Origin of the sequence: Limnohabitans radicicola (genome assembly GCF_014837235.1) — a bacterium.
Taxonomy (GTDB): domain Bacteria; phylum Pseudomonadota; class Gammaproteobacteria; order Burkholderiales; family Burkholderiaceae_C; genus Limnohabitans_A; species Limnohabitans_A radicicola.
Window position 1 is genome coordinate 321,885 of record NZ_JACYFT010000001.1, and the last position, 21,396, is coordinate 343,280.

Genomic DNA, 21,396 nt, shown 5'->3' on the forward strand with positions numbered 1-21,396 from the left:
CCATGAGGAGACCTGAGTGACCCCACAGAACAACCCTTTGCTGAGCCCCTGGAACACCCCTTTCGGCATCCCCCCTTTCGAATCTTTCAAGCCCAGCGATTTCGAGCCCGCTTTTGAGCAGGCGATGGCCGAGCACCTGGCCGAGATCGACGCCATCGTGCAGCAAAGCGCTGCACCGGATTTCGACAACACGGTCGTCGCGCTGGAGCGCTCGGGTCAGGCTCTGCAGCGGGTCAGCGCGGTGTTTTTCAACCTGAGCGCGTCCAACACCAGCGAAGCGCTACAGGCCGTCGAGCGTGTCATGGCCCCCCAGCTGGCAGCGCACGAGAGCCGCATCCGGCTGAACACGGCGCTGTTTGCGCGCATCGATGCGGTGCACGTTCAAAGCGCACAACTCGGGCTGGATGCGGAAAGCCAGCGCGTGCTGGAGCGTTACCACCTGGACTTCGTGCTGGCGGGTGCGCGGCTGAACGAGGCCCAAAGAGCCAGGCTCGCCGAGATTTCACAGGAACTGGCCGGGCTCTACACCCGTTTCTCGCAAAACGTGCTGGCCGATGAAGGCGAGTTCAGCCAGGTTCTGCGCACCGAAGACGAGCTGCAGGGCTTGCCGGATTTCGTGCGGACGGCGGCGCGTCAGGCTGCCCTGGCCCGGGGGCTGAACGATCCGCAAGCGCATGTGATCACCTTGTCACGCTCCTCGCTGATGCCGTTCATGACGTTTTCGCCCTGCAGGCCGCTGCGCGAGCAACTCTGGCGCGCCTGGTGCCTGCGTGGCGAGCGGCTGGCCGCACACGACAACCGTCCACTGATCCGCCACATCATGGGGCTGCGCCACGAACAAGCCCGGCTGCTGGGCTACCGCAGCAGCGCGCACAAGGCGCTGGCCGACACCATGGCGGGCAGCCCCGAAGCAGCACGCCAGTTGCTGACCACGGTGTGGGGCCCCGCCAAGGACCGCGCCCGCCAGGAGTACGCCGACATGCTGGCCCTGGCCCGCGAAGAGCAGCCCGGGCAAGCGCCCGAGACCATCGAGCCCTGGGACTGGCACTTCTGGGCCGAGCGGGTGCGGGCCAGGCGCTACGCCATCGAGGAAGCACAGATCAAGCCCTACCTGCAACTGCACAAGCTGACCGAGGCCATGTTCCATGTGGCCGGGCGGCTGTTCGGCCTGCAGTTCCGGCCCTTGCACGATCACCCGCGCTACACCAAGGCCCTGCAGGCCTATGAGGTGCTCGACGAACTGGGCCAGCATGTGGGTGTGTTCGTGTCCGACAACTTTGCGCGCCAGAACAAGCGTTCGGGCGCCTGGATGAGCACTTTCCGTGACCAGGCAGGGCTGCTGAATGCGCGCCCCATCGTCATCAATAACAACAACTTTGTGGCCCCTGCCGCAGGCGCCCCGGCCCTGCTGAGCCTGGACGACGCGCGCACCCTGTTCCACGAGTTCGGCCATGGTCTGCATGGCTTGCTGTCGCAGTGCCACTACCCGAGGCTTGCCGGGACCGCCGTGCTGCGGGACTTTGTGGAGTTCCCTTCACAGATTCTGGAGAACTGGCTGCTGCAGCCTGCCGTGCTGCGCCAGTTTGCGCTGCACCACGCAACGGGCGAGCCCATGCCCGATGCACTGATCGACAAGATCCTGCAGGCCAAGACCTTCAACCAGGGCTTTGCCACGGTGGAGTACCTGGCCAGCGCCCTGGTGGATCTGGCCCTGCACGAACACGAAGACCCCGCCAGCCTGGACCCCACCGCGTTCGAGCAAGAGGTGCTGGCGGCTCTGGACATGCCTGCAGGCATCGGCATGCGCCACCGCCTGCCGCATTTCCTGCACCTGTTTGCGGGCGATGGCTATGCCTCGGCCTACTACGTTTACCTCTGGGCCGAGGTGCTGGAGGCCGACGGCTTTGAGGCCTTTGTGCACAGCGGCGACATCTTTGAGCCCACACTGGCGCGCAAGCTCAAGGGCCACATCTTTACCCGGGGCAATGCCGTGCCCCCGATGCAGGCCTACGAGGCGTTCAGAGGCCGCCCGCCGCTTGTGGATGCACTCTTGCGACAGCGTGGACTGCAGCAGGATGCTTGACAAGGCAAAATTGCAAAATCTGTCAAACGGAGACAACATGAAGAACAACACCATGCTCACCTGGCTGACGCTATCGCTGGCCACTGCGCTGCCCGCCTTGGCCCAGTCACCCGCGCCTGGCACAACGCCCGCAGCCCCCAAACCAGCCGCCAGTGCGGCATCTGAAGCCGCGGCCAGCAAACCCGCTGCTGCTACACCCACCAATGGCTTGAAAGCCTACGCCGAAGTCATCAAGGACAGCAAGGCGCTGCCGGGCCACTTCACCGCGCACCAGAAAGACGACAAGGTCTGGCTGGCCATCACGCCCGAACAGCTGAACCAGCCCTTCTTCTTCACCGCCAACGTGAGCCGTTCGGTGGGCGAGCGCGGCTTGTATGGCAGCCAGATGGGCCGCTCCTACCTGGCCACTTTCCGCCGCGTGGGCAACCAGATCCAGCTGGTGGCGCTCAACACCCGTTTCCATGCCCAGGTGGGCACACCGCAGGCGCAGTTCGTGTCCGAGTCGTTTTCCGAGAGCCTGCTGGGCAGCGCCCCCGTGGTCTCGCTCAAACACCCCGACACCCAGGCGGTGCTGATCGAGGCCAACGCCCTTTTGATGAGCGACATCCCGGGCTACCAGACAGCGCTGGAAGAAGCGTTCCGCATGCCGTTTGCACTGGACGCCAAGAATTCGGAATTCGCCTCGGTCCACAACACCCCGGACAACACAGGCCTGGAAGTGCGGGCGCATTTTTCGGTGCCCAAAATCGCGGCATCTCCGCTGTCACCGCCGCCCACACCCACACCGCCGCCGCCCAAAACCACGCCCGATCCGCGCAGCCTGTTCACCAGCTTTTATTACAACCTGGCCAAACTGCCTGCGCAGCCCTTGTCGCCACGGCTGGCCGACGAGCGCATCGGTTATTTCGTGATGACGCGCACGGACTACACCGAAGACACACAGCCCAAAACCAGGCAGCACTGGATCAAACGCTGGCGTCTGGAAAAGCAGGACCCGACAGCGGCCCTGTCCCCACCCAAACAACCCATCACCTTCTGGCTGGACAAGAACATCCCGGTCAAATACCGCGCGTCGGTGCGGCAAGCCGTGCTGGAGTGGAACAAGGCCTTCGAGAAGATCGGCTACCAAAACGCCATCGTGGTCCAGCAGCAGTCGGACACCGACAGCTTCAACACCATGGACGCACGCCACGCCTCGGTGCGCTGGTTCACGGGCTCTGACATCGGCTTTGCCATTGGGCCGAGCCACGCCGACCCGCGCACAGGCGAGATCCTGGACGCGGACATGGGCATGTCGGATGTGTTCGCCCGCGGTGCACGCCGTCAGGTGAACGAAGACCTGCGCCACACGCACGCATCGCACAGCCATGACGCAGCCCACTGCGACTACGCCCAGCAGGCACAGCAGGAGCTGGACTTCGGCATGGACCTGCTCGAAGCACGTGGCCTGAGCATGGACGGCCCCGAGGCCGAAGCCCTGGCGCAAGCCTATGTGAAACAAACCATGATGCACGAGGTCGGCCATGTGCTGGGCCTGCGCCACAACTTCCGCGCCTCCACCGTCCACAGCCTCAAGGACCTGCACAACCCTGCCTTTGCTGGCAGCAAGGGCCTGGCCACCTCGGTGATGGACTACATCCCCTTCAACCTCACCGCCGAGGGCCAGCCCGTATCGCAGATGGTGATGAGCACCCTGGGTGAATACGACTACTGGGCCATCGAGTACGGCTACCGCGAGATCGCGCCGGCCGACGAGGCCAGGGTGCTGGCCCAGATCGCCAGCCGCGCCCGCGAGCCCCACCTGGCCTTTGCCACCGATGAAGACGCGGGTTACGGCCCCATGAGCGGCGTGGACCCGCTGATCAACCGCTTTGACCTGGGCAACGACCCGCTGGCCTATTACAAGCACCGCATGCAGCTGTCCAAAGAGCTGTGGCGCCGCATCGAAAACCTGAAGCTGGCCGATGGCGAAAGCTATGAGCGCCTGACCCGCAGCTTCATGAGCGGCTTCCGCGCCGTGAGCAACATCGCCCCCCTGGCGGCCAAGTACGTGGGCGGTGTGCTGACACGCCGTGACCGTGCAGGCGGCCTGCCCCTGGCCGAGCCCGTGTCCGCAGCGCGCCAGCAGGAAGCCCTGAACCTCATCAGCCGGGACTTTTTCCAGACCCACAGCTTCCGCTTCAAACCCGATCTGCTGGCCCGCCTGGCGCAAGACCCGATGGACCGCGATGGTCCCCGTCAGGACCTGTCGGTGCCCGCCATGGTGCTGAGCCTGCAAAAAGCGGTGCTCGACCCCCTCATGTCGGCCCAAACCGCGCAGCGCCTGGCCGAGTCGCCCCTGCGCGACCTGGCAGGTCAAAACAGCCTGACCTTGGCCGCCGTCTACACGCGCCTGCAGTCGGACATCTGGAGCGAGGTTGCCAGTGGCCAGCAGCCCGACCTGCTGCGCCGCAACCTGCAGCGCGAACACCTGCGCCGCAGCATGGACAGCCTGCTGCGCCCTGCAGCCGCACAGCCTGCGGACGTGCGCAGTGTGCAGCGCCTCTTGCTGTCGCAACTGGCCGAGCGCCTGGAGCAACGCCTGAAAGCGGGCGCGCTGCAACTGGAAACCCAGGCCCATTACAAAGACGCCTTGGGCAGCATCCGCGCCGCACTGAGCGCCAACCTGCAGCGCAACGGCTGACACACCGACCGCTGAACAAAAAAAGGCCCCCTGGGGCCTTTTTTCATGCTGTGCAGCGGCAGCGCTCAACCACCTGTTAACGCACCTGAGCCGCCTCTTTCCAGGCCTGCATGGCTGCCGCTGTGTCTTGTCGCTGCTCAGCCAGCTCTGCCAGTGCGCACCATGCCTGTCGGCGCATGAGCGGATCCTGCAAACCTTTCACCGACTGTGCCAACAAGGTCTGGGCCTTGCCCCAGAGTTGGTGACGCTGGCAGGCCATGCCAGCCAGGTACTGCAAATGCGGCTCTGAAGGCCTGGCCTGCTGTGCCGCCTCGATTCGAGCCAGCCAAGGGCGACCATCGGCGGACTGTGCATCGGCCAAGGTGGCCTGCACACCGCGCACCAGCCGCTGCATGGCCTCTGCAGACCAGACAGGCTGCGCCGACTGCATGGCTTCCCACACAGGCAGCAACCACTGGCGTGCCTGTGCCTTGCTGCCGCCCAGCTGCACCAGACGGACAGCCGCGTCAGTCGCCACTTCGGTCAGGCCGCGCTGTGCAGGCGGCAAAGACAGCCAGAGTTTCTCAAGGGCTTTGTCGTCGTGCGCGCTGCCGATCAGCTCCTGCACCAAGCCACGCACCAGACTCTGAGACGCGGCAGGGCTGAAGGCACGGTGCTTGGCCAGGAGCAAAGCCGTGTCCAAGGCCTGTTCAGGCTTGCCCGCCAGGCGGGCCGCTTTCAGGTGCAAACGCATGGCCACGGTGCGGCGTGCCACGGAGGTTGGCAACTGGCGCAACTGCGCCAGGCTGGCATTCGCATCACGGTCATCGATCAGCCAGCGCGCAGCGCGCAGGGCAATGCCGTCGAGCAGTGTTTGGCGGTCGGCACCACTGGCCCGCTCGGCTTCCTGCTGGGCCTGGGCCAGATGGATTTCCCGCAGTCCCTTGTCTTGCAAGGCATGGGCCGACTCAGCCACCATCACATGGGCCATAGAGCGCAAAGTCACCGAATGCGCCAGCTTCTGGTCTGCCGCATTCAATGAGGCTTCGCGCTCCAGCACCGCTTCAGCCGACTTGCGGGCACGCAAAAAGCGCCCGGCCATGAAGTGGCCCATGGCATCGAGCAAAGCCGCATGGGCTGCCCGTTCTTTTTGTTGGAGGCGCCAGCGGCGCGCCTCGCGCGGCAAGGACAACAGCGCCGACAGCGCCCGCTGCACCAGCAGCAAGACAAACACCAGCCCGCCCAGACACAACAGGACCAGGTTGAGCGACACATCGATGCGGTACGGTGACAGGAAAACCGCCACCGTGCCATGGTTGTTGCCCGCCAGCCAGGCCCCGGCCACTGCCAGTGCAAACAGGCCCATCAGCCAAAGTGCTGCGCGCATGGGACTTACCTTCCCGCCGCCGCTGTGGCCAAAGCCACCAGTGACGCGTCCAGACGCGGCACCTCACCGGCCTTGGTTTGCTGCTGCGCCTGCTCCAGCAAGGCCAGCATTTGCTGGGTCTTGCGCGACTGGCCATCGGCATAGCGGCGCACTGCCGCGCTCACATGGACCATGTCGGTGCGGGCCGCGTCGTACTGGCGCGCCAGCAAACCCAGACGTGCGTTGAGCAGCTTGAGTTTGATGTTTTCGCGCAAAAAGAAAATTTGCTCCGGCGACAACAGCATCGCCTCGGGCGCGTCGATCCGGCTGATGCGCACCAGGCCCATCAGCTGCTCGCCAATCTGCTTGAAGCCAGGCACCCACCAAGCGGTTGGTAGCGCCGCCTCGGAAGCGGCGCTGCGCGGCGCAGTGGCAGCCACGGGCGCCTGATTGGCAAACACCAGCCCGTCGGCCAGGGCCACGCCTTCGTCCAGACGAATCAACAGACCCGGCAAATCGAAGGCCTGCTGCGTGCGCAAGCGCTCCAGGTCTTTTTCGATGGCGCGCTGCACCGGGGCCAGGCGGGGCTGCGCGGCCCGCTGCACACGCTGCTGCGCGCTTTTGAGCGCCCCCAACAAAGGCTCCAGGCTGCCCGTCAGCTGCGCTTGCTGCTGCGCCATGCGCAAGGCGGCCTCAATGTCCACCACCAGGTTTTCATCGCGTGAACGTGACAGGCTCTGGATCAGCTCTTCGAGCTGGCTGCGCTGCAGTGCCACTTCACCCAAACGGCTTTCGACCAGTCCCAACCGGGCGGCGCTGTCTTTCACGGTGTCCTGCGCTTGCTTGGCCCAGGCCTTGGCTTCAAGCGACTGTTGCCCAGCATCGGCGCTCTGCTTGGCCAGTTGCTCTTGAATGCGTGTGATTTTCTGCCAGACCTGCGCAGACACCAGCAGGGCCAGCACCGCCACAGCCAGGGCCAACAAGGTCATCCAGAAGCTGGAGGCACTTTTGGACTTGGCGGAACCATCAGAAGCAGGCACGGCGGCCTGGGCGGGGTCAGGGTGAGGCGTCATGTGAGTGATTTTATAGACAGGGCCTGGGCTGGCAGTGCGGCAGGCACCAAGACCACGCGGGACCAGCCCCATTGCTTCAGGCGCTCGGCGATGCGGGGGTGCGTTGCCAAGGCGCGGGCACGTGACAGGTCTGCTTCTGGCAAAAGCACGCGCAGGTGCGCTGCGGCTTCGGAACTGCTGAACAGCCACCACTGGCCATCCCTCAGCGCTTGCCGGGCTTTGGCCAGTTGGACCGCGTCCAGTTGCGGCACCTGGCGGGCATAGGCCACGCATTGCGCCACCTGCAGGCCTGCGGCCACCATTTGCTGAGCCAGCCAGTCACGACCCGCCAAGCGCCCTTGGGCGTCAGCCCCCCGCACGATCAGCGCAGCATGCACTTGCCCGTCCTGCTGCCAGCGCTGGACATCGGCCTGGACCATGGCCCACAGGGTTTCCGAGTCGAATTGGGCCGCGTCCGGCGACGGACAACGGATCCCATCGCGAGGCCAACCTGCAGCGACCAATGCCGCCTCGGTACCAGGCCCTGTGCCCCAAGCCTGCAGCGCGGGGATGGCCACTTGGGCAGGACGAGCCGCCATGAAATGCTGCACGGCATGGGCACTGACAAACATCACCGCCGAACAGGACGGCAATCGGTCCCAGGCCGACACCAGTTCAACCGCGTCGGGCAAAGCCACGATGTCGATCAGGGGAAGGGCTTGTGCATCCACCCCCTGCGCCCGCAAGGCCTGCACCCAAGCCTGCGCTGCGCCTTGTGGGCGTGTGACCCACACCAGAGGGGAAGGGGCGGTGGCGCTTGTCATGCAGCGCGGCTCAGTGCGCACCGCTCTCACGCAGAACCTGGGCCACCTGCACACCCAGTTGCTCGGCTGAGGCCAGGTCCAGCACCGCCGTCTGCGCCTGCGCCTGCACCAGGGTGGCCGCGCCTTGCGGATCCCCCCAAGCCGCACGCAGATGGAGCACGCCCGCTTCGAGCACGGCATGTGCCGCCAGCGGCATGGAGCAGCTGCCGCCCATGGCGCGGCTGACGGCCCGTTCGGCGGCCACACGCAGCCAGGTGTCCATGTTGGCCAAGGGGGCCAGCAAGGCCTTGAGGTCTTCGCGTCCGGCACGGATCTCGATGCCCAGCGCCCCCTGCCCTGCTGCGGGCAGCATCTGCTCGGTTTCAAAAATGTGGCGAATCCGGGAAGACAGCTCTAGCCGTTTGAGGCCCGCTGCTGCCAGAACGATGCCCGCATACAGACCTTCGTCCAGCTTGCGCAAGCGGGTGTCGAGGTTGCCGCGCAGCGGCTCGATCTTCAAGTCCGGGCGCAGGGCCCGCAACAGCACCGTGCGGCGCAGGCTGGATGTGCCCACCACCGCGCCCTGGGGCAAATCTTCGAGTCGCGCATATTGTGGGGACACCCAGGCGTCGCGCGGGTCTTCGCGTTCCATCACGCAGGCCAGCTCAAAGCCTTCGGGCAGGTCCATCGGCACGTCTTTGAGCGAGTGCACAGCGATGTCGGCACGGCCTTCGTCGAGTGCGACTTCCAGTTCCTTGACGAACAGGCCCTTGCCGCCGACCTTGGACAGGCTGCGGTCCAGGATCTGGTCGCCCTGGGTGGTCATGCCCAGCAAGCTGACCTGTGCGCCACGGGCCTGCAGCAAAGCCTTGACGTGTTCGGCCTGCCACAGGGCCAGGCGGCTTTCACGGGTAGCAATGACAACAGAGGTGGCGGGAGCAGCAGACACGGTGAGGCTTTCCATAAAAACGTGCGCTCAAATTGAAACCTATTGGTAATTTTTGAGGCTGCAGCGATGCTAGCATGAGCTTTGCACACCCGAATCGGGCTGCAGACTGCACGGTGCCACAAGCGCCGCCCACGATCGCCCATCCCACACACTTCACCGCACCTCCGATGAAACAGGCCTCCCCAGTCGCATCCAAAGCCCCCGCCAAAGCCGCTCCGCGCGCCAGCAACCGGGACAATGAAAAACCCCTGGTCGAGGACATCCGGCTGCTGGGCCGCATTCTTGGCGATGTGATCCGCACCCAGGAAGGTCCGGAGGCTTTTGAACTGGTCGAGCAGATCCGCAAGCTGTCGGTGGCTTTCCGGCGTGACGCCGACCACGAAGCCGACAAGGCACTCAAAAAACTCCTCAAAGGCCTGCCCGGTGACCGCGCCGTGAGCGTGATCCGCGCCTTCACCTATTTTTCGCACCTGGCCAACCTGGCCGAAGACCGCCACCATATTCGCCGCCGTGCCATCCATGAGCGGGCGGGGCACACGCAAGAGGGCAGCATCGACGTCGCGCTGCAACGCCTGCGCTGGGCAGGCATCACGCCCAAAACCATTTCGCAAACACTGGCTGGCAGCTACGTCTCGCCTGTGCTCACCGCCCACCCAACCGAAGTGCAGCGCAAAAGCATCCTGGACGCCGAGCGCGACATCGCCCACCTGCTGACCGAGCGGGACGCCATCAAGGCCCGCGCCGCTGCGGTCAACGCCGCCAAGGACGCGCTCAGCCCCAAAGAGCTGGCCGCCAACGAACAACAAATCCGTGCCCGCGTGATGCAGCTGTGGCAAACCCGTTTGTTGCGCTTTACCAAACTCACCGTGGCCGACGAAATTGAGAATGCGCTGAGCTATTACGAGTCCACTTTCCTGCGCGAGATTCCCAAGCTCTACGCCGAGCTGGAAGCCTCGCTCGACGGTCAGCCCGTGGCCAGCTTTTTGCGCATGGGCCAATGGATTGGCGGTGACCGCGACGGCAACCCCAATGTGACCGCCCAGACGCTCGAGCACGCACTGACCCGCCAAAGCGATGTGGCCCTGCGCCACTACCTGACCGAGGTGCATTACCTGGGCAGCGAGCTGTCGCTGTCGGCCATGCTGGTGCCTTTTGGCCCCGAGATGCAGGCGCTGGCGGCGCAGTCGCCCGACACCAACGAGCACCGCCAGGACGAGCCGTACCGCCGGGCACTGACGGGCATGTACGCCCGCCTGGCCGCCACCCTGAAAAACCTGACCGGTGGTGACGCCGCCCGCCACGCCGTGGCCCCGCAAAACCCTTATGCCAGTGCCGAAGAGTTTCTGGCTGACCTGCGCGTGATCGAAGCATCGCTGTGCAGCCACCACGCCGAAGCACTGGCTGCCCAGCGCCTGCACCCACTGATCCGCGCCGTCGAGGTGTTTGGCTTTCATCTGGCCACGGTGGACCTGCGCCAAAGCTCGGACAAGCACGAAGAAGTGGTGGCCGAACTGCTGACCACCGCCCGCGTGGAAAAGCACTACAGCCAGCTCGATGAGCACGCCAAGCAAGCCTTGCTGCTGGGCCTGCTCAACGATGCTCGCCCGCTGCGTGTGCCGGGTGCGGTGTACAGCGAACACAGCGTGTCAGAACTGGCGATTTTCGAAACCGCCAAACGCATGCTGAGCACCTTTGGCCAGCAGGCGATCCGCCACTACATCATCAGCCACACCGAGACCGTGAGCGATTTGCTCGAAGTGCTGCTGCTGCAAAAAGAAGCGGGCCTGATGCGGGGCACACTGGACAGCGAAGCGCACAACGACCTGATCGTGGTGCCCTTGTTCGAGACCATCGAAGACCTGCGCAACGCCGCGCCCATCATGCGCGACTTCTACGCCCTGCCCGGCGTGGCCGCGCTGGTGCAGCGCTCGGGCGCCGAGCAGGACATCATGCTGGGCTACTCCGACAGCAACAAGGACGGTGGCATCTTCACCAGCAACTGGGAGCTGTACCGCGCCGAAATCGCGCTGGTCGAGCTGTTTGACAAGCTCGAGCGCAGCCACGGCATCAAAATCCGCATGTTCCATGGCCGCGGCGGCACCGTGGGCCGGGGCGGTGGCCCCAGCTACCAGGCCATTTTGGCGCAGCCGCCCGGCACCGTGCGCGGCCAGATCCGCCTGACCGAGCAAGGCGAAGTGATTGGGGCCAAGTTCGCCAACCCCGAAATCGGCCGCCGCAACCTCGAAACCCTGGTCGCTGCCACCCTCGAAGCCACGCTGCTGCAACCCACCAAACCCGCCACGCGTGCGTTTCTGGACGCGGCCGCCGAGCTGTCCGAAGCCAGCATGGACGCCTACCGGGGGCTGGTGTACGGCACACCGGGCTTCACCGATTACTTTTTCGGGGCCACACCGCTGCGCGAGTTGACGCAGTTGAACATCGGCTCACGCCCCGCTTCGCGCAAGGCGCTGCAAAAAATCGAAGACCTGCGCGCCATCCCCTGGGGCTTCAGCTGGGGCCAATGCCGCCTGACACTGCCCGGCTGGTTCGGCTTTGGATCGGCGGTGGCCAGTTTCCTCGACAAGCCCGATGCGGCCGAGCGCAAAGCGGCGCTGGCCCTGCTGCAAAAGATGTATCGCCAGTGGCCGTTCTTCCGCACCCTGCTGTCCAACATGGACATGGTGCTGGCCAAGAGCGACTTGGCACTGGCCTCGCGCTACGCTGAACTGGTCAGTGACACCCGCCTGCGCAAAAAGATTTTTGCCGCCATCGAAGCCGAATGGCACAGCACTGCAGATGCCCTGGCCCAGATCACGGGCGAGAAAAACCGGCTGGAGGGCAACCCGGCCCTGGCCCGCTCGATCCGCCACCGCTTCCCCTACATCGACCCGCTGCACCACCTGCAGGTCGAACTGATCCGCCGATACCGGGCAGGCCTGGCCGATGAACGTGTGCAGCGCGGCATCCACATCTCGATCAACGGGATCGCGGCGGGCTTGCGCAACACGGGTTGATCGCCCAGAGGTTCAGCCTTTTTGAGCGGCGACCCAGTCCCGCACAAGCTGGTCAAGCACATCCAGGGGCACGGCGCCATTGGAGAGCACGACATCATGGAAGTCTGCCAGCTTGAACCTCGGGCCCAGCTGCTGCTGCGCCCATTGGCGCAGGCTGAGGATTTTCATCATGCCCACCTTGTAGGCCAAGGCTTGTCCGGGGTCGATCAGGTACCGTTCGATCTCGACAGTGACCTCGTTTTCATCCATGCCCGTCTCGCGCACCATGTAGGCGATGGCCTGTTCGCGGCTCCAGCGTTTGGCATGCATGCCCGTGTCCACCACCAGCCGTGCCGCGCGGAACATCTCGGCTTGCAGGCGACCGAGGTCATGGAGCGGGTCCGACTGCAAGCCCATCTCCCAGGCCAATTGCTCTGCGTACAAAGCCCACCCTTCAATGTAGGCCGTGAAGCCTGACGCCCGTCTGAAAAAGGGCAGATTGTCCAGCTTCATCTGCAAGGCAATTTGCAAATGGTGCCCCGGTATGGCTTCGTGGTACGCCAATGTCCGCATGCCGAATTTCGGTGTGCTTTCAATCTTGTACAGGTTGGTAAAAAACGTGCCCGGGCGACCGCCATCGAGGGAAGGCATCTGGTAGTAGCCAACAGGTGAGGTCTTCTGTGCAAATTCAGGCACCCTCTGGACCCGCACACCCGCCTGGGGCCAGGCATTGAAAGCCACGCGGGTCTTGATGGCGGCTTCATCGATGATGGTCTGGTAGTCCTGCAGCAATTGCTGTCGACCTTCGTCGGTGTCGTCGTAACGCTGATCAGCCCTGCGTGCGAGTGTCCGTATTTTTTCACCCCGGTCTTTGCCGCTCAGTTTCTCCTTGGCCAGGATGGCATCGATCTGACGTCCAATGCGCTGCACCTCGGTCAAGCCCGTGAGGTGCAATTCATCGGCCGAGAGTGAGGTCGTCGTGTGCCGGGCAATGGCGAACTGGTAATAGTCCTGACCTTGGGGCAGCGCCCACACACCCTCATTGTTCAAGGGTTTCTGCAGCAAATTCTGCAAATGCGCGTCCAACTTGCGGTACGCGGGATAAACATCACGCTCAACGACCCCCGCCGCCTGTTGCGCCAGTGTGGCCTGCTGTGCCTCGCTCAACACCGAGGGGGGCAACTGCCGCATTTTGGAAGTCAAAGCCGCCACCAGAGGGTGCTGGTTCGCAGGGTGCACCAGAAAGTGACGAATTTGCTCACGGGTTTTTTCAACTGAAAAACGGGGAGGAAACAAAGCCTTGTCTTCCCTGACCTTCAAACCCTCCAGGATTTGATCAAAAGCACGAGGAAAAGCCCGCATGCGGGCGATGTAGTCCTGAGCGCTGGCCTGGTTGTGGACGCTGTGGATATTGATCAGAAAGTCCGGCAACTGTGACTGCAGGCCAAACAGAGAATTGACCGGATAGCTGTGCCAGCGCCACTTGGCCTGCGCCGCTTCCTGCTGGTATTGGTAACGGGCGATCCACCAGTTGATCTTGTCCTCGCCCTTGAGGGCTTGTGCATCGTAGCCCTCGAACTGCTGGGCATTTTGCTGTGCCAAAGCCAACTGCTGATCTTCATGCGCCAGCGAGAAATCGTCCAGTTTGTCGCTGTACCAGGCCCACCCCGTCTTGTCGAGCAGCTCCAGGCTGGACATGAACATGGGGGAATCGATCAGGCCTTGCAGGAAAACACGGTCATAAAACCAATTGATCTTGATGGGGCGCATCCACCATGTGTGCGCCAACAAGAGCACAAACAGCACAGCCAAGAGCACAAGCACCTGAAAAAAACGCCGGAGATACTTCATGGGGACACGCACCTCTGTTCCATACCAAGACAAGTATAAAGTTCACGTTGCGCCGATGATGACATGACGTGGCGGTGAAAGCGCCACACCCACCAGCTTGTATGCAACGGCCCCGCCTTGAAGGACAAGCTGGACCCGCTGCATGCTCTGAACACAAAGAAGACCCGATGAATCGCCCCCTTTTCACCTTCTTGCGACAACTCAAGGCCCGCATCCGACTGGTCAGCGCTGCGCTGTTTGGCATGGCACTGCATCTGGCCCTGCCGCCTGACTGGCCGTCATCGCCCACCACACGCCTGCTGCTGTGCTGGAACGCGGCCGTGGCGCTGTACCTGCTGATGGCCTTGTGGGTGATGCGCCAGTCCGATGTGGAACACATGCGCCAGCGGGCTTACCGCCAGGACGAAGGCCAAAAAACCATTTTGCTGCTGACCATCGTGGCCGTGCTGGCCAGCCTGGTGGCCATCGTGGCGGAGCTGTCCGCCATCAAGGAACTGAGCGGCAGCGACAAACTGCTGCACATTGGCCTGACCGCAGCCACCGTGGCCAGTTCCTGGGTGTTCATGCACCTGATGTTTGCCATGCACTACGCCCACGACTACTACCTGAGCGGTCGCCACGGGCGCGAACCTGGCCTGGCCTTCCCGCAAGAGGCCCAGCCGGACTACTGGGACTTTCTGTACTTTTCGGCCGTGATCGGCACCTCAGGCCAGACGGCCGATGTGTCCTTCACCTCCAAAGCCATGCGCCGAACGGGACTGGTGCACTGCGTGCTGGCCTACTTTTACAACACCACGGTGCTGGCTCTGACGATCAACATTGCGGCCAGTTTGATGTGAGTCGGCGGGGGCAGCGGCCCGCGCCCGATAAAATCCGGGCTTATGACAAACCAACTCGACAAAAAATCCCAAGCCTGGTCCGCGCTCTTTTCTGAACCGATGAGCGAGTTGGTCAAGCGCTACACCGCCAGCGTGTTTTTTGACAAGCGCCTGTGGCAAGCCGACATCCAGGGCTCTCTGGCCCATGCCGAGATGCTGGCAGCGCAAAACATCATTGGCGCCAGCGATCTGGCCGACATCCAGCGCGGCATGGCGCAGATCACGCAAGAAATCGAATCCGGCGCTTTTGAATGGAAGCTGGACCTCGAAGACGTGCACCTGAACATCGAGGCACGCCTGACCCAATTGGTGGGCGATGCGGGCAAACGCCTGCACACCGGGCGCAGCCGCAACGACCAAGTCGCCACCGATGTGCGCCTGTGGCTGCGCAGCGAGATGGACCTGATCATCGACCTGCTGGTGGATCTGCAAAAGTCATTGGTCGATGTGGCCGAACACAACGTCGAAGTCATCCTGCCGGGCTTCACCCACCTGCAAGTGGCCCAGCCCGTGAGCTTTGCACACCACCTGCTGGCCTATGTGGAAATGTTTGCCCGGGATGCAGAACGCATGAGCGATGTGCGCCGCCGCACCAACCGCCTGCCCTTGGGCAGCGCCGCCCTGGCGGGCACCACCTACCCGCTGGACCGCGAACGCGTGGCCCGCACGCTGGGCATGGTCGACGAACACGGCAACCCACAGGTCAGCCAAAACAGCCTCGACGGCGTGAGCGACCGCGACTTCGCCATCGAATTCACCGCTGCGGCCAGCCTGTGCATGGTGCACATCAGCCGCTTCAGCGAAGAACTGATTTTGTGGATGAGCCAGAACTTCGGCTTTGTGCGCATTGCCGACCGCTTCACCACCGGCTCCAGCATCATGCCGCAGAAGAAAAACCCCGACGTGCCCGAGCTGGCACGCGGCAAAACCGGCCGTGTGGTAGGCCACCTGATGGGCCTGATCACCCTGATGAAGGGCCAGCCCCTGGCCTACAACAAGGACAACCAGGAAGACAAAGAGCCGCTGTTCGACACCGTGGACACGCTCAAGGACACCCTGCGCATCTTCAGCGAAATGGTTGGCGGTCAAGTCAACCCTGCCACCGGCCAAAAAGAAGGCGGCATCACCGTCAACGCTGCCGCGATGGAAGCGGCCGTGAAGAAGGGTTACGCCACTGCGACGGACCTCGCCGACTACCTGGTCAAGAAAGGCCTGCCCTTCCGCGATGCGCACGAGGTGGTGGCCCATGCGGTCAAAACCGCCCAGGGCCTGGATGTAGACCTGTCCGAGCTGCCCCTGGAAACCCTGCAAAAGTTCGACAGCCGCATCGAAGCCGATGTGTTCGGGCCGCTCAGCCTGCAAGGCTCAATGAACGCCCGCAACACCTTGGGCGGCACAGCGCCTGTGCAGGTGCGCCTGCAAATTGCACGCCACCGCGCCCGTTTGGCCTGAAAACGATTCAGCGCAGTCTGCTGCGCTGGATCACCCCCACTCCCGCCCCAGCATGGGCGCTGACACCCCTTTGTGCAGGCGGATCACTGGCACCGCCATGGTGATGACGCGGGGCTTTTCGTCCTTGAGCAACACCACGTTCAAAAACAAGGTGCCCAAGCCCTTTTCGGTCTTGAAGAGGCCCCAGCGCCGCTTGGGCGCCATGGCGGCCAACAGGGCTTGTTCATCCCATTCATCGGTCAAGGGCAGGTAGCTGTAGGCCTGCTCGCGGTGGCGCAGCATCACATGGGTGTAGCTGTAGCCGGGGATGGGTTGGCCGTCGGTGCCAATCGGGCGGAACTTGATTTCGTAGTCGCCCGTGGCGGTGTTGCCGTGGGCATAACGGCCTGCGTGGATGCCTTGGGTGAACTTGAAGTTGGGACGGCCAATCACCAATGGCGCATCCATAAGGTTGCGCAGCTCGATGTTGAGCACATTGGGGTAATTCTTGTGGCCTGTGACCAGCGAGTAGCTCAGGTGCACTGAAAACTCGGGAATTTTCTTTTTGTTGCCGCTGAGCACAAAAGCGGAGATCAGCAAACCCGAGCCTGCGGTGATGAAGTCCCACAAGCCCTGGTCTTTGGCCCATTTGATCCAGTTGAGGGGTTGCTGGACGACGCCCCACAGGTCTTGCCATTCGATCATTCACCGTCCTTTTTCCCGCAGTTTTTAAAAAATTCACATCAAAGTATACAAATTGAGTGTTTTTTCTTCCACGAGCTGGAACCCAGCCGCGGTCACTTAAGCGGCATGGACGGAGGAGCGCTGGACGTAGGATTTGAATCCAACATCCACTGCACCGAGGAGTCCACATGGCCATTTACGAATTGAGAACCTACAACGTCACGGTCGGCAAAATGGCCGAAGTGGTCTCGCTCTACAAGAACGAAGGCTGGCCAGCCCTGGCCAAACACCCGCAAAAGCTGATGGGCTATTTCACAGGCGACATCGGTGCACTGAACCAGCTGATCCACGTCTGGAAATTCGATGACGATGCGGACCGCCGGGCATTCTGGGCGGGCGTGTTCTCGGATCCTGACTTCATGGCTTTCGCAGGCAAGCTGCGCCCGCTGCTGCAATCGCAGGAAAACAAGCTGATGCTGGCCGCCCCCTGGGGCCCCACGCTCTGAAAGGCTCGATAATCCAGGGTCACAACACCTCAATTTGCGCCTGGTTGCGCAAGCAACTCAAGGAAGAACGACATGGGCGCGCAGTGGAAAGCAAAAGGCAAGGCACAGGCAGCAGACGCCAGAGGCAAACTCTTTGGCCGCCTGGCCAAGGACATCATGATCGCTGCACGCAACGGCGCCGATCCCGCCTCGAATGCGCGGCTGCGTCTGGTGGTGGAGCAAGCCCGCAAAGTGTCGATGCCCAAGGACACACTGGAGCGTGCCATCAAGAAAGGCGCGGGCCTTTTGGGTGATGCCGTGAGTTTTGAGCGCGTGATTTACGAAGGTTTTGCCCCGCACCAGGTGCCCGTCATGATCGAGGTGCTGACCGACAATGTGAACCGCACGGCCTCGGAGATGCGCGTGCTGTTCCGCAAAGGCCAGCAAGGTACATCGGGCTCGGTGTCCTGGGACTTTGACCATGTGGGCATGATCGAGGCGGAACCTGCACAAGCCGGTGCTGACCCTGAATTGGCCGCGATCGAAGCAGGCGCGCAGGACTTTGAGCCTGCCGACGAAGAAGGCATGACGCTCTTCATCACCGAGGCCACCGATCTGGACCTGGTCAGCCGCGCCCTGCCCACACACGGCTTCACCGTGGTGACGGCCAAGCTGGGCTACAAGCCCAAAAACCCGGTAGATCCCGCCAATCTGAGCCCCGAACAACTGGAAGAAGTTGAGGCCTTTCTGGGCGCCATCGACAACAATGACGACGTGCAAAACGTCTTTGTGGGGCTCGCGGGCTAAGCCCTGAATCTGTACCTGCAGCGGTCTGGCACCCATACAGGGCACCAGCACCCGCTCAGTCGACCTTGGCGCCGCCTGTGAACCAGCGGCCCACCAACTCGCGCTCGGCATCGGTGATGCCCGTCGCGTTGTTCATGGGCATCTGCCGGCTCACCACCACTTGCTGGTAAATGCCCTGTGCGTGGGTCTGGATGCCTTCGGCGCTGTCCAGTCGGATGTTCTTCATCTGCATCGTGGCACCGTGGCACATGGAGCAGCGCTGCTCGATCACGGCCTTGACTTCGGCGAAGGCCACAGGCGCCTGCACAGCAGACACCGTCTGAGCAGGCGCTGCAGGCTTGAGGGCCACGATCACGCCCAAAATCAGGACCACCCCCACCACCGCAAAGGGCAGAGGATTCTTGGCCCGGCCCAGGTGGTAGCCGTGGCGCTGCACAAAGAACTGGCGGATCAGGGCCCCGGCGAACATCATCACGAACAGCAGCACCCAGCGCTGCTCGTGGGTGTACAAAAAGCTGTAGTGGTTGGACAACATCGCAAAGATCACGGGCAGCGTGAAATAGGTGTTGTGCACGCTGCGCTGTTTGCCGCGCTTGCCGTGGATGGCCAGGGCCTGGGCATCGTACTTTTCGCCCGAAGTCATGGCGGCCACCACCTTGCGCTGACCGGGGATGATCCAGAAGAACACATTGGCGCTCATCGCGGTGGCGATCATGGCCCCCACCAACAAAAAGGCGGCACGCCCGGCAAACAAGTGGTTGGCCAGCCAGCAAGCGCAGGCCACAACCAGGATCATCAAACCGGCAACGATCAGTTCGCCGTTTTTGCGAAAACCAAAGAGACGGCAAACGGTGTCATAAACCAGCCAGAACGCCACCAGAAAGCCCAGCGCAGCCGCACCCGCAGTGGTCGGCGCCCAGTCCATCAGTGATTTGTCGATCAGGAAGGTGCCCGCGTTCCAGAGGTACAGCACCGTGAAAAGCGCAAAGCCGCTGAGCCAGGTCGAGTAACTTTCCCAGTAGAACCAGTGCAGTTTGGTGTGGATTTTCTTGGGTGCCACCATGTACTTCTGGGGGTTGTAAAAGCCCCCACCGTGCACCGCCCACATGGCGCCATCCACCCCTTTTTCGAGCAAGTCGGGCGAGGTGGGTTTGAGCAGGTTGTTGTCCAGAAAGACAAAGTAGAACGACGAACCGATCCAGGCAATGGCCGTGATCACATGAACCCACCTGAGCAGCAGGTTGGCCCAATCCAGCAAATAAGCTTCCATCAGGATTCTCCAACCTGCTCACCACCGCGGGCGCTGTGAGCAGTCATTCTGTCGCGAAGATAAGGGGCTTGAGAGCCCGAATGTGCGCCGCTGCGACTGGTGCACTCAAGTGTATACAATTTTCCTGGTGCGATCCAGAACCGCGTTTCAGGGTAAACCAGCAAGCCGACATGGGCTGCCCTTCAAGCAGCCATCTGCAAGAGTTGTGCTGCCACGGCCACGGCGATGACCTCAGGCTCTTTGCCTGCGATACCGGGCACCCCAATGGGACACGTGATGCGTGCGATCTCGGTTTCTGAAAAACCACGCGCGTCGAGCCGGTGTCGGAAGGTGGCCCATTTGGTCTTGCTGCCGATCAGTCCGACAAACGGCAAATCATGGCGTTCACGCAGGCGCTTGAGGCAGGCGATGACCACATCCAGGTCCTCGGCGTGGCTGAAACTCATGATGAGCACCCGGCTGCCAGGTGCCAGCGTGTCCACCGCCATGTGCACTGGGCTCGAGTGTTCACAGACCACCTGGGGGGGCACATCCGTGGGGAAAATTTCGTCGCGGCTGTCGATCCAGCGCACCGCAAAGGGCAAGGGGGCAAGCACATTCACCAGCGCCTTGCCCACATGGCCGCCACCAAACAACGCCAAAGGGGTGCGTGCAGGGCCCAGGCGGGCGCGCAAGCCGGCAGCGTCGGTTGCATCGACCCGGCTGAAAGCCAGCGCCACGGAGCCACCGCAGCACTGCCCCAGGTTCGGACCCAGCACGTGCTGCATGGCCAGCTCTTGCGTTTGCCCCGACAGCAGCAGGCGGGCGTGCGCGATGGCCTGGTACTCCAGATGCCCCCCGCCGATGGTGCCGCACTCACCGCGGGCAAACACCACCATCGAGGTGCCCGGGCCACGCGGCACAGAGCCTCGGGTGGCATTCACCGTCACGCACACGGCGGGCTCTTGGGCCAGTCTTTGAAGGGCTTGATCAATCCAGTTCACACGAGCTTTCCATTTTCGAACGACAACGCTGCCGGGATGCGGGGGCAATGCCACAATCGCAGCCCATGCAAGAGTATGCCAAGGAGCCACGATGAGCCGCACACAAAGCACCGATTGGAACAGCCTGGCGCGCCGCTGGACGGCAGGTCTGTGGGGTTGCACCTCGGCGGTCTTGCTGTGGCTGGGCGGCTGCACCTCCACCCATTTGCAACAGCCGCCTTCACCCGCCCAAACCCCGGCCAAGCCCGGCGCAGCAAGCTCGCCCAGCGCCTCTACTCAGGCGCTGCAGACGTCCTCGGCTCCCAACGCCAAAGACTACCGCAAAGATGCGGCGAAGCATCTGTACTTGCAGCAAAAAGACAAGGTCTTCAAAGGCCGCCTGCCGCCCATGCTCTACGCCATCGGTGTGTTGAATGTGGACATCGACCGCCAAGGGCAAATTCAGGCGCTCCAATGGACACGTGCCCCCCGCCATGCCCCTGAGGTCATGGCCGAGATCGAGCGCATGGTCCACGCCGCAGCCCCCTTCCCTGCCCCCATGCGGCTGGGCAAAGTCACCTACACCGACGTCTGGCTGTGGGACAAGAGCGGACGCTTTCAACTCGATACCCTGACAGAAGGTCAGGATTGAATCGCTCTTGCAGTCACCCGCCATCGAGAGAAATATTTCGAATGGATCGCAAAATCAGGATTTATAAACAATAAACCCCGCCATGGCGGGGTTCATGTGAATCGTGATGTGAGAGATTCAGGCAATCAGAAACTGGTTGCGGTCTTTGCCATCGATCCATTTGGGCGCTTTGCCGCGGCCAGTCCATGTTTGCCCAGTGGCAGGATCGCGGTATTTGGGAGCCACCTTGGCAGTGGATTTGCCAGCAGACTTGGCACCACGGGACGGAAATACATCTTGCGCCGTCAGGCCAAATTCAGCCACAAGTTCACGGACTTTGGCCACAGCCGCAGCAATTTCATTTTGGCGTGCCTGGACAATGGCTTTTTCAAGAATTTCACGTTGCTGAAGCAATTCTTTATAACTTTGGCTCATGAGGTAACTCCATTAAAAAATAATCATCCAATATATCAGATGTTTATCGCATGG

Annotated in this window: 17 protein-coding genes; 8 read left to right on the forward strand and 9 right to left on the reverse strand. The window is 62.6% G+C overall.

Annotated features, from left to right (window positions below; all coding sequences use genetic code 11):
* The first annotated feature begins 16 nt into the window (after nt 1–16).
* Together IC609_RS01610 and IC609_RS01615 are read left to right on the forward strand one after the other, a co-directional pair.
* A complete protein-coding gene (locus IC609_RS01610; protein WP_191817706.1) occupies nt 17–2,083 on the forward strand; it encodes a M3 family metallopeptidase in 2,067 nt (688 codons plus the stop codon).
* Between the two features lie 37 nt (nt 2,084–2,120).
* The gene (locus tag IC609_RS01615; protein WP_191817707.1) at nt 2,121–4,766 is read left to right on the forward strand and encodes a zinc-dependent metalloprotease; all 2,646 of its coding nucleotides are present in this window, start codon (nt 2,121–2,123) and stop codon (nt 4,764–4,766) included.
* A 76-nt stretch (nt 4,767–4,842) separates the two neighbouring features.
* On the opposite strand, the gene IC609_RS01620 is transcribed toward IC609_RS01615, so the two are convergent.
* From IC609_RS01620 to hemC, 4 genes are read right to left on the reverse strand one after another with little or no spacing between them, the layout of a single operon-like run.
* Nucleotides 4,843–6,132, reverse strand: a complete 1,290-nt coding sequence (locus tag IC609_RS01620; protein WP_191817708.1) for a heme biosynthesis HemY N-terminal domain-containing protein — start codon at nt 6,130–6,132, stop codon at nt 4,843–4,845.
* A 5-nt stretch (nt 6,133–6,137) separates the two neighbouring features.
* Nucleotides 6,138–7,184 carry a uroporphyrinogen-III C-methyltransferase gene (locus IC609_RS01625; protein ID WP_191817709.1) on the reverse strand — a complete coding sequence of 349 codons (1,047 nt, stop codon included), beginning with the start codon at nt 7,182–7,184 and terminating at the stop codon, nt 6,138–6,140.
* Nucleotides 7,181–7,987, reverse strand: coding sequence for a uroporphyrinogen-III synthase (locus tag IC609_RS01630; RefSeq protein WP_191817710.1), 807 nt, complete (start codon nt 7,985–7,987; stop codon nt 7,181–7,183). Before IC609_RS01630 ends, IC609_RS01625 begins: the two co-directional genes overlap by 4 nt.
* 10 nt (nt 7,988–7,997) lie before the next feature.
* Nucleotides 7,998–8,930, reverse strand: a complete 933-nt coding sequence (gene hemC, locus IC609_RS01635) for a hydroxymethylbilane synthase (RefSeq protein WP_191817711.1) — start codon at nt 8,928–8,930, stop codon at nt 7,998–8,000.
* A gap of 59 nt (nt 8,931–8,989) precedes the next feature.
* Between hemC and ppc the strand changes: the two genes are divergently transcribed.
* The gene (ppc, locus tag IC609_RS01640; protein ID WP_408610983.1) at nt 8,990–11,929 is read left to right on the forward strand and encodes a phosphoenolpyruvate carboxylase; all 2,940 of its coding nucleotides are present in this window, start codon (nt 8,990–8,992) and stop codon (nt 11,927–11,929) included.
* Between the two features lie 12 nt (nt 11,930–11,941).
* Here ppc and IC609_RS01645 read toward each other — a convergent pair whose 3' ends face one another.
* Nucleotides 11,942–13,759: a DUF885 domain-containing protein gene (locus IC609_RS01645; RefSeq protein WP_191817712.1), complete on the reverse strand. Its 1,818-nt coding sequence runs from the start codon at nt 13,757–13,759 to the stop codon at nt 11,942–11,944.
* Between the two features lie 167 nt (nt 13,760–13,926).
* On the opposite strand from IC609_RS01645, the gene IC609_RS01650 reads away from it, so the two are divergent.
* The gene (locus IC609_RS01650; RefSeq protein WP_191817713.1) at nt 13,927–14,598 is read left to right on the forward strand and encodes a DUF1345 domain-containing protein; all 672 of its coding nucleotides are present in this window, start codon (nt 13,927–13,929) and stop codon (nt 14,596–14,598) included.
* A gap of 42 nt (nt 14,599–14,640) precedes the next feature.
* Nucleotides 14,641–16,089, forward strand: a complete 1,449-nt coding sequence (gene argH / locus IC609_RS01655; protein ID WP_191817714.1) for an argininosuccinate lyase — start codon at nt 14,641–14,643, stop codon at nt 16,087–16,089.
* Nucleotides 16,090–16,119: 30 nt separating this feature from the next.
* Here argH and IC609_RS01660 read toward each other — a convergent pair whose 3' ends face one another.
* The gene (locus IC609_RS01660) at nt 16,120–16,773 is read right to left on the reverse strand and encodes a hypothetical protein (protein WP_191817715.1); all 654 of its coding nucleotides are present in this window, start codon (nt 16,771–16,773) and stop codon (nt 16,120–16,122) included.
* A gap of 167 nt (nt 16,774–16,940) precedes the next feature.
* On the opposite strand from IC609_RS01660, the gene IC609_RS01665 reads away from it, so the two are divergent.
* Both IC609_RS01665 and IC609_RS01670 read left to right on the forward strand, forming a co-directional pair.
* On the forward strand, nt 16,941–17,258 hold the full coding sequence (locus IC609_RS01665; RefSeq protein WP_191817716.1) for an NIPSNAP family protein: 318 nt from the start codon (nt 16,941–16,943) through the stop codon (nt 17,256–17,258).
* Between the two features lie 72 nt (nt 17,259–17,330).
* The gene (locus IC609_RS01670; RefSeq protein WP_191817717.1) at nt 17,331–18,044 is read left to right on the forward strand and encodes a YebC/PmpR family DNA-binding transcriptional regulator; all 714 of its coding nucleotides are present in this window, start codon (nt 17,331–17,333) and stop codon (nt 18,042–18,044) included.
* 55 nt (nt 18,045–18,099) lie between these two features.
* On the opposite strand, the gene IC609_RS01675 is transcribed toward IC609_RS01670, so the two are convergent.
* Nucleotides 18,100–19,314, reverse strand: a complete 1,215-nt coding sequence (locus tag IC609_RS01675; protein WP_191817718.1) for a urate hydroxylase PuuD — start codon at nt 19,312–19,314, stop codon at nt 18,100–18,102.
* Nucleotides 19,315–19,496: 182 nt separating this feature from the next.
* Nucleotides 19,497–20,297 (reverse strand): xanthine dehydrogenase accessory protein XdhC, encoded by an 801-nt coding sequence (gene xdhC, locus IC609_RS01680; protein ID WP_191817719.1) that lies wholly within the window; start codon nt 20,295–20,297, stop codon nt 19,497–19,499.
* Nucleotides 20,298–20,388: 91 nt separating this feature from the next.
* Between xdhC and IC609_RS01685 the strand changes: the two genes are divergently transcribed.
* Nucleotides 20,389–20,928 (forward strand): hypothetical protein, encoded by a 540-nt coding sequence (locus tag IC609_RS01685; protein WP_225223951.1) that lies wholly within the window; start codon nt 20,389–20,391, stop codon nt 20,926–20,928.
* Between the two features lie 117 nt (nt 20,929–21,045).
* On the opposite strand, the gene IC609_RS01690 is transcribed toward IC609_RS01685, so the two are convergent.
* Entirely contained in the window at nt 21,046–21,342 is a 297-nt protein-coding gene (locus tag IC609_RS01690) for an H-NS histone family protein (RefSeq protein WP_191817720.1), read from the reverse strand.
* Nucleotides 21,343–21,396: the final 54 nt, after the last annotated feature.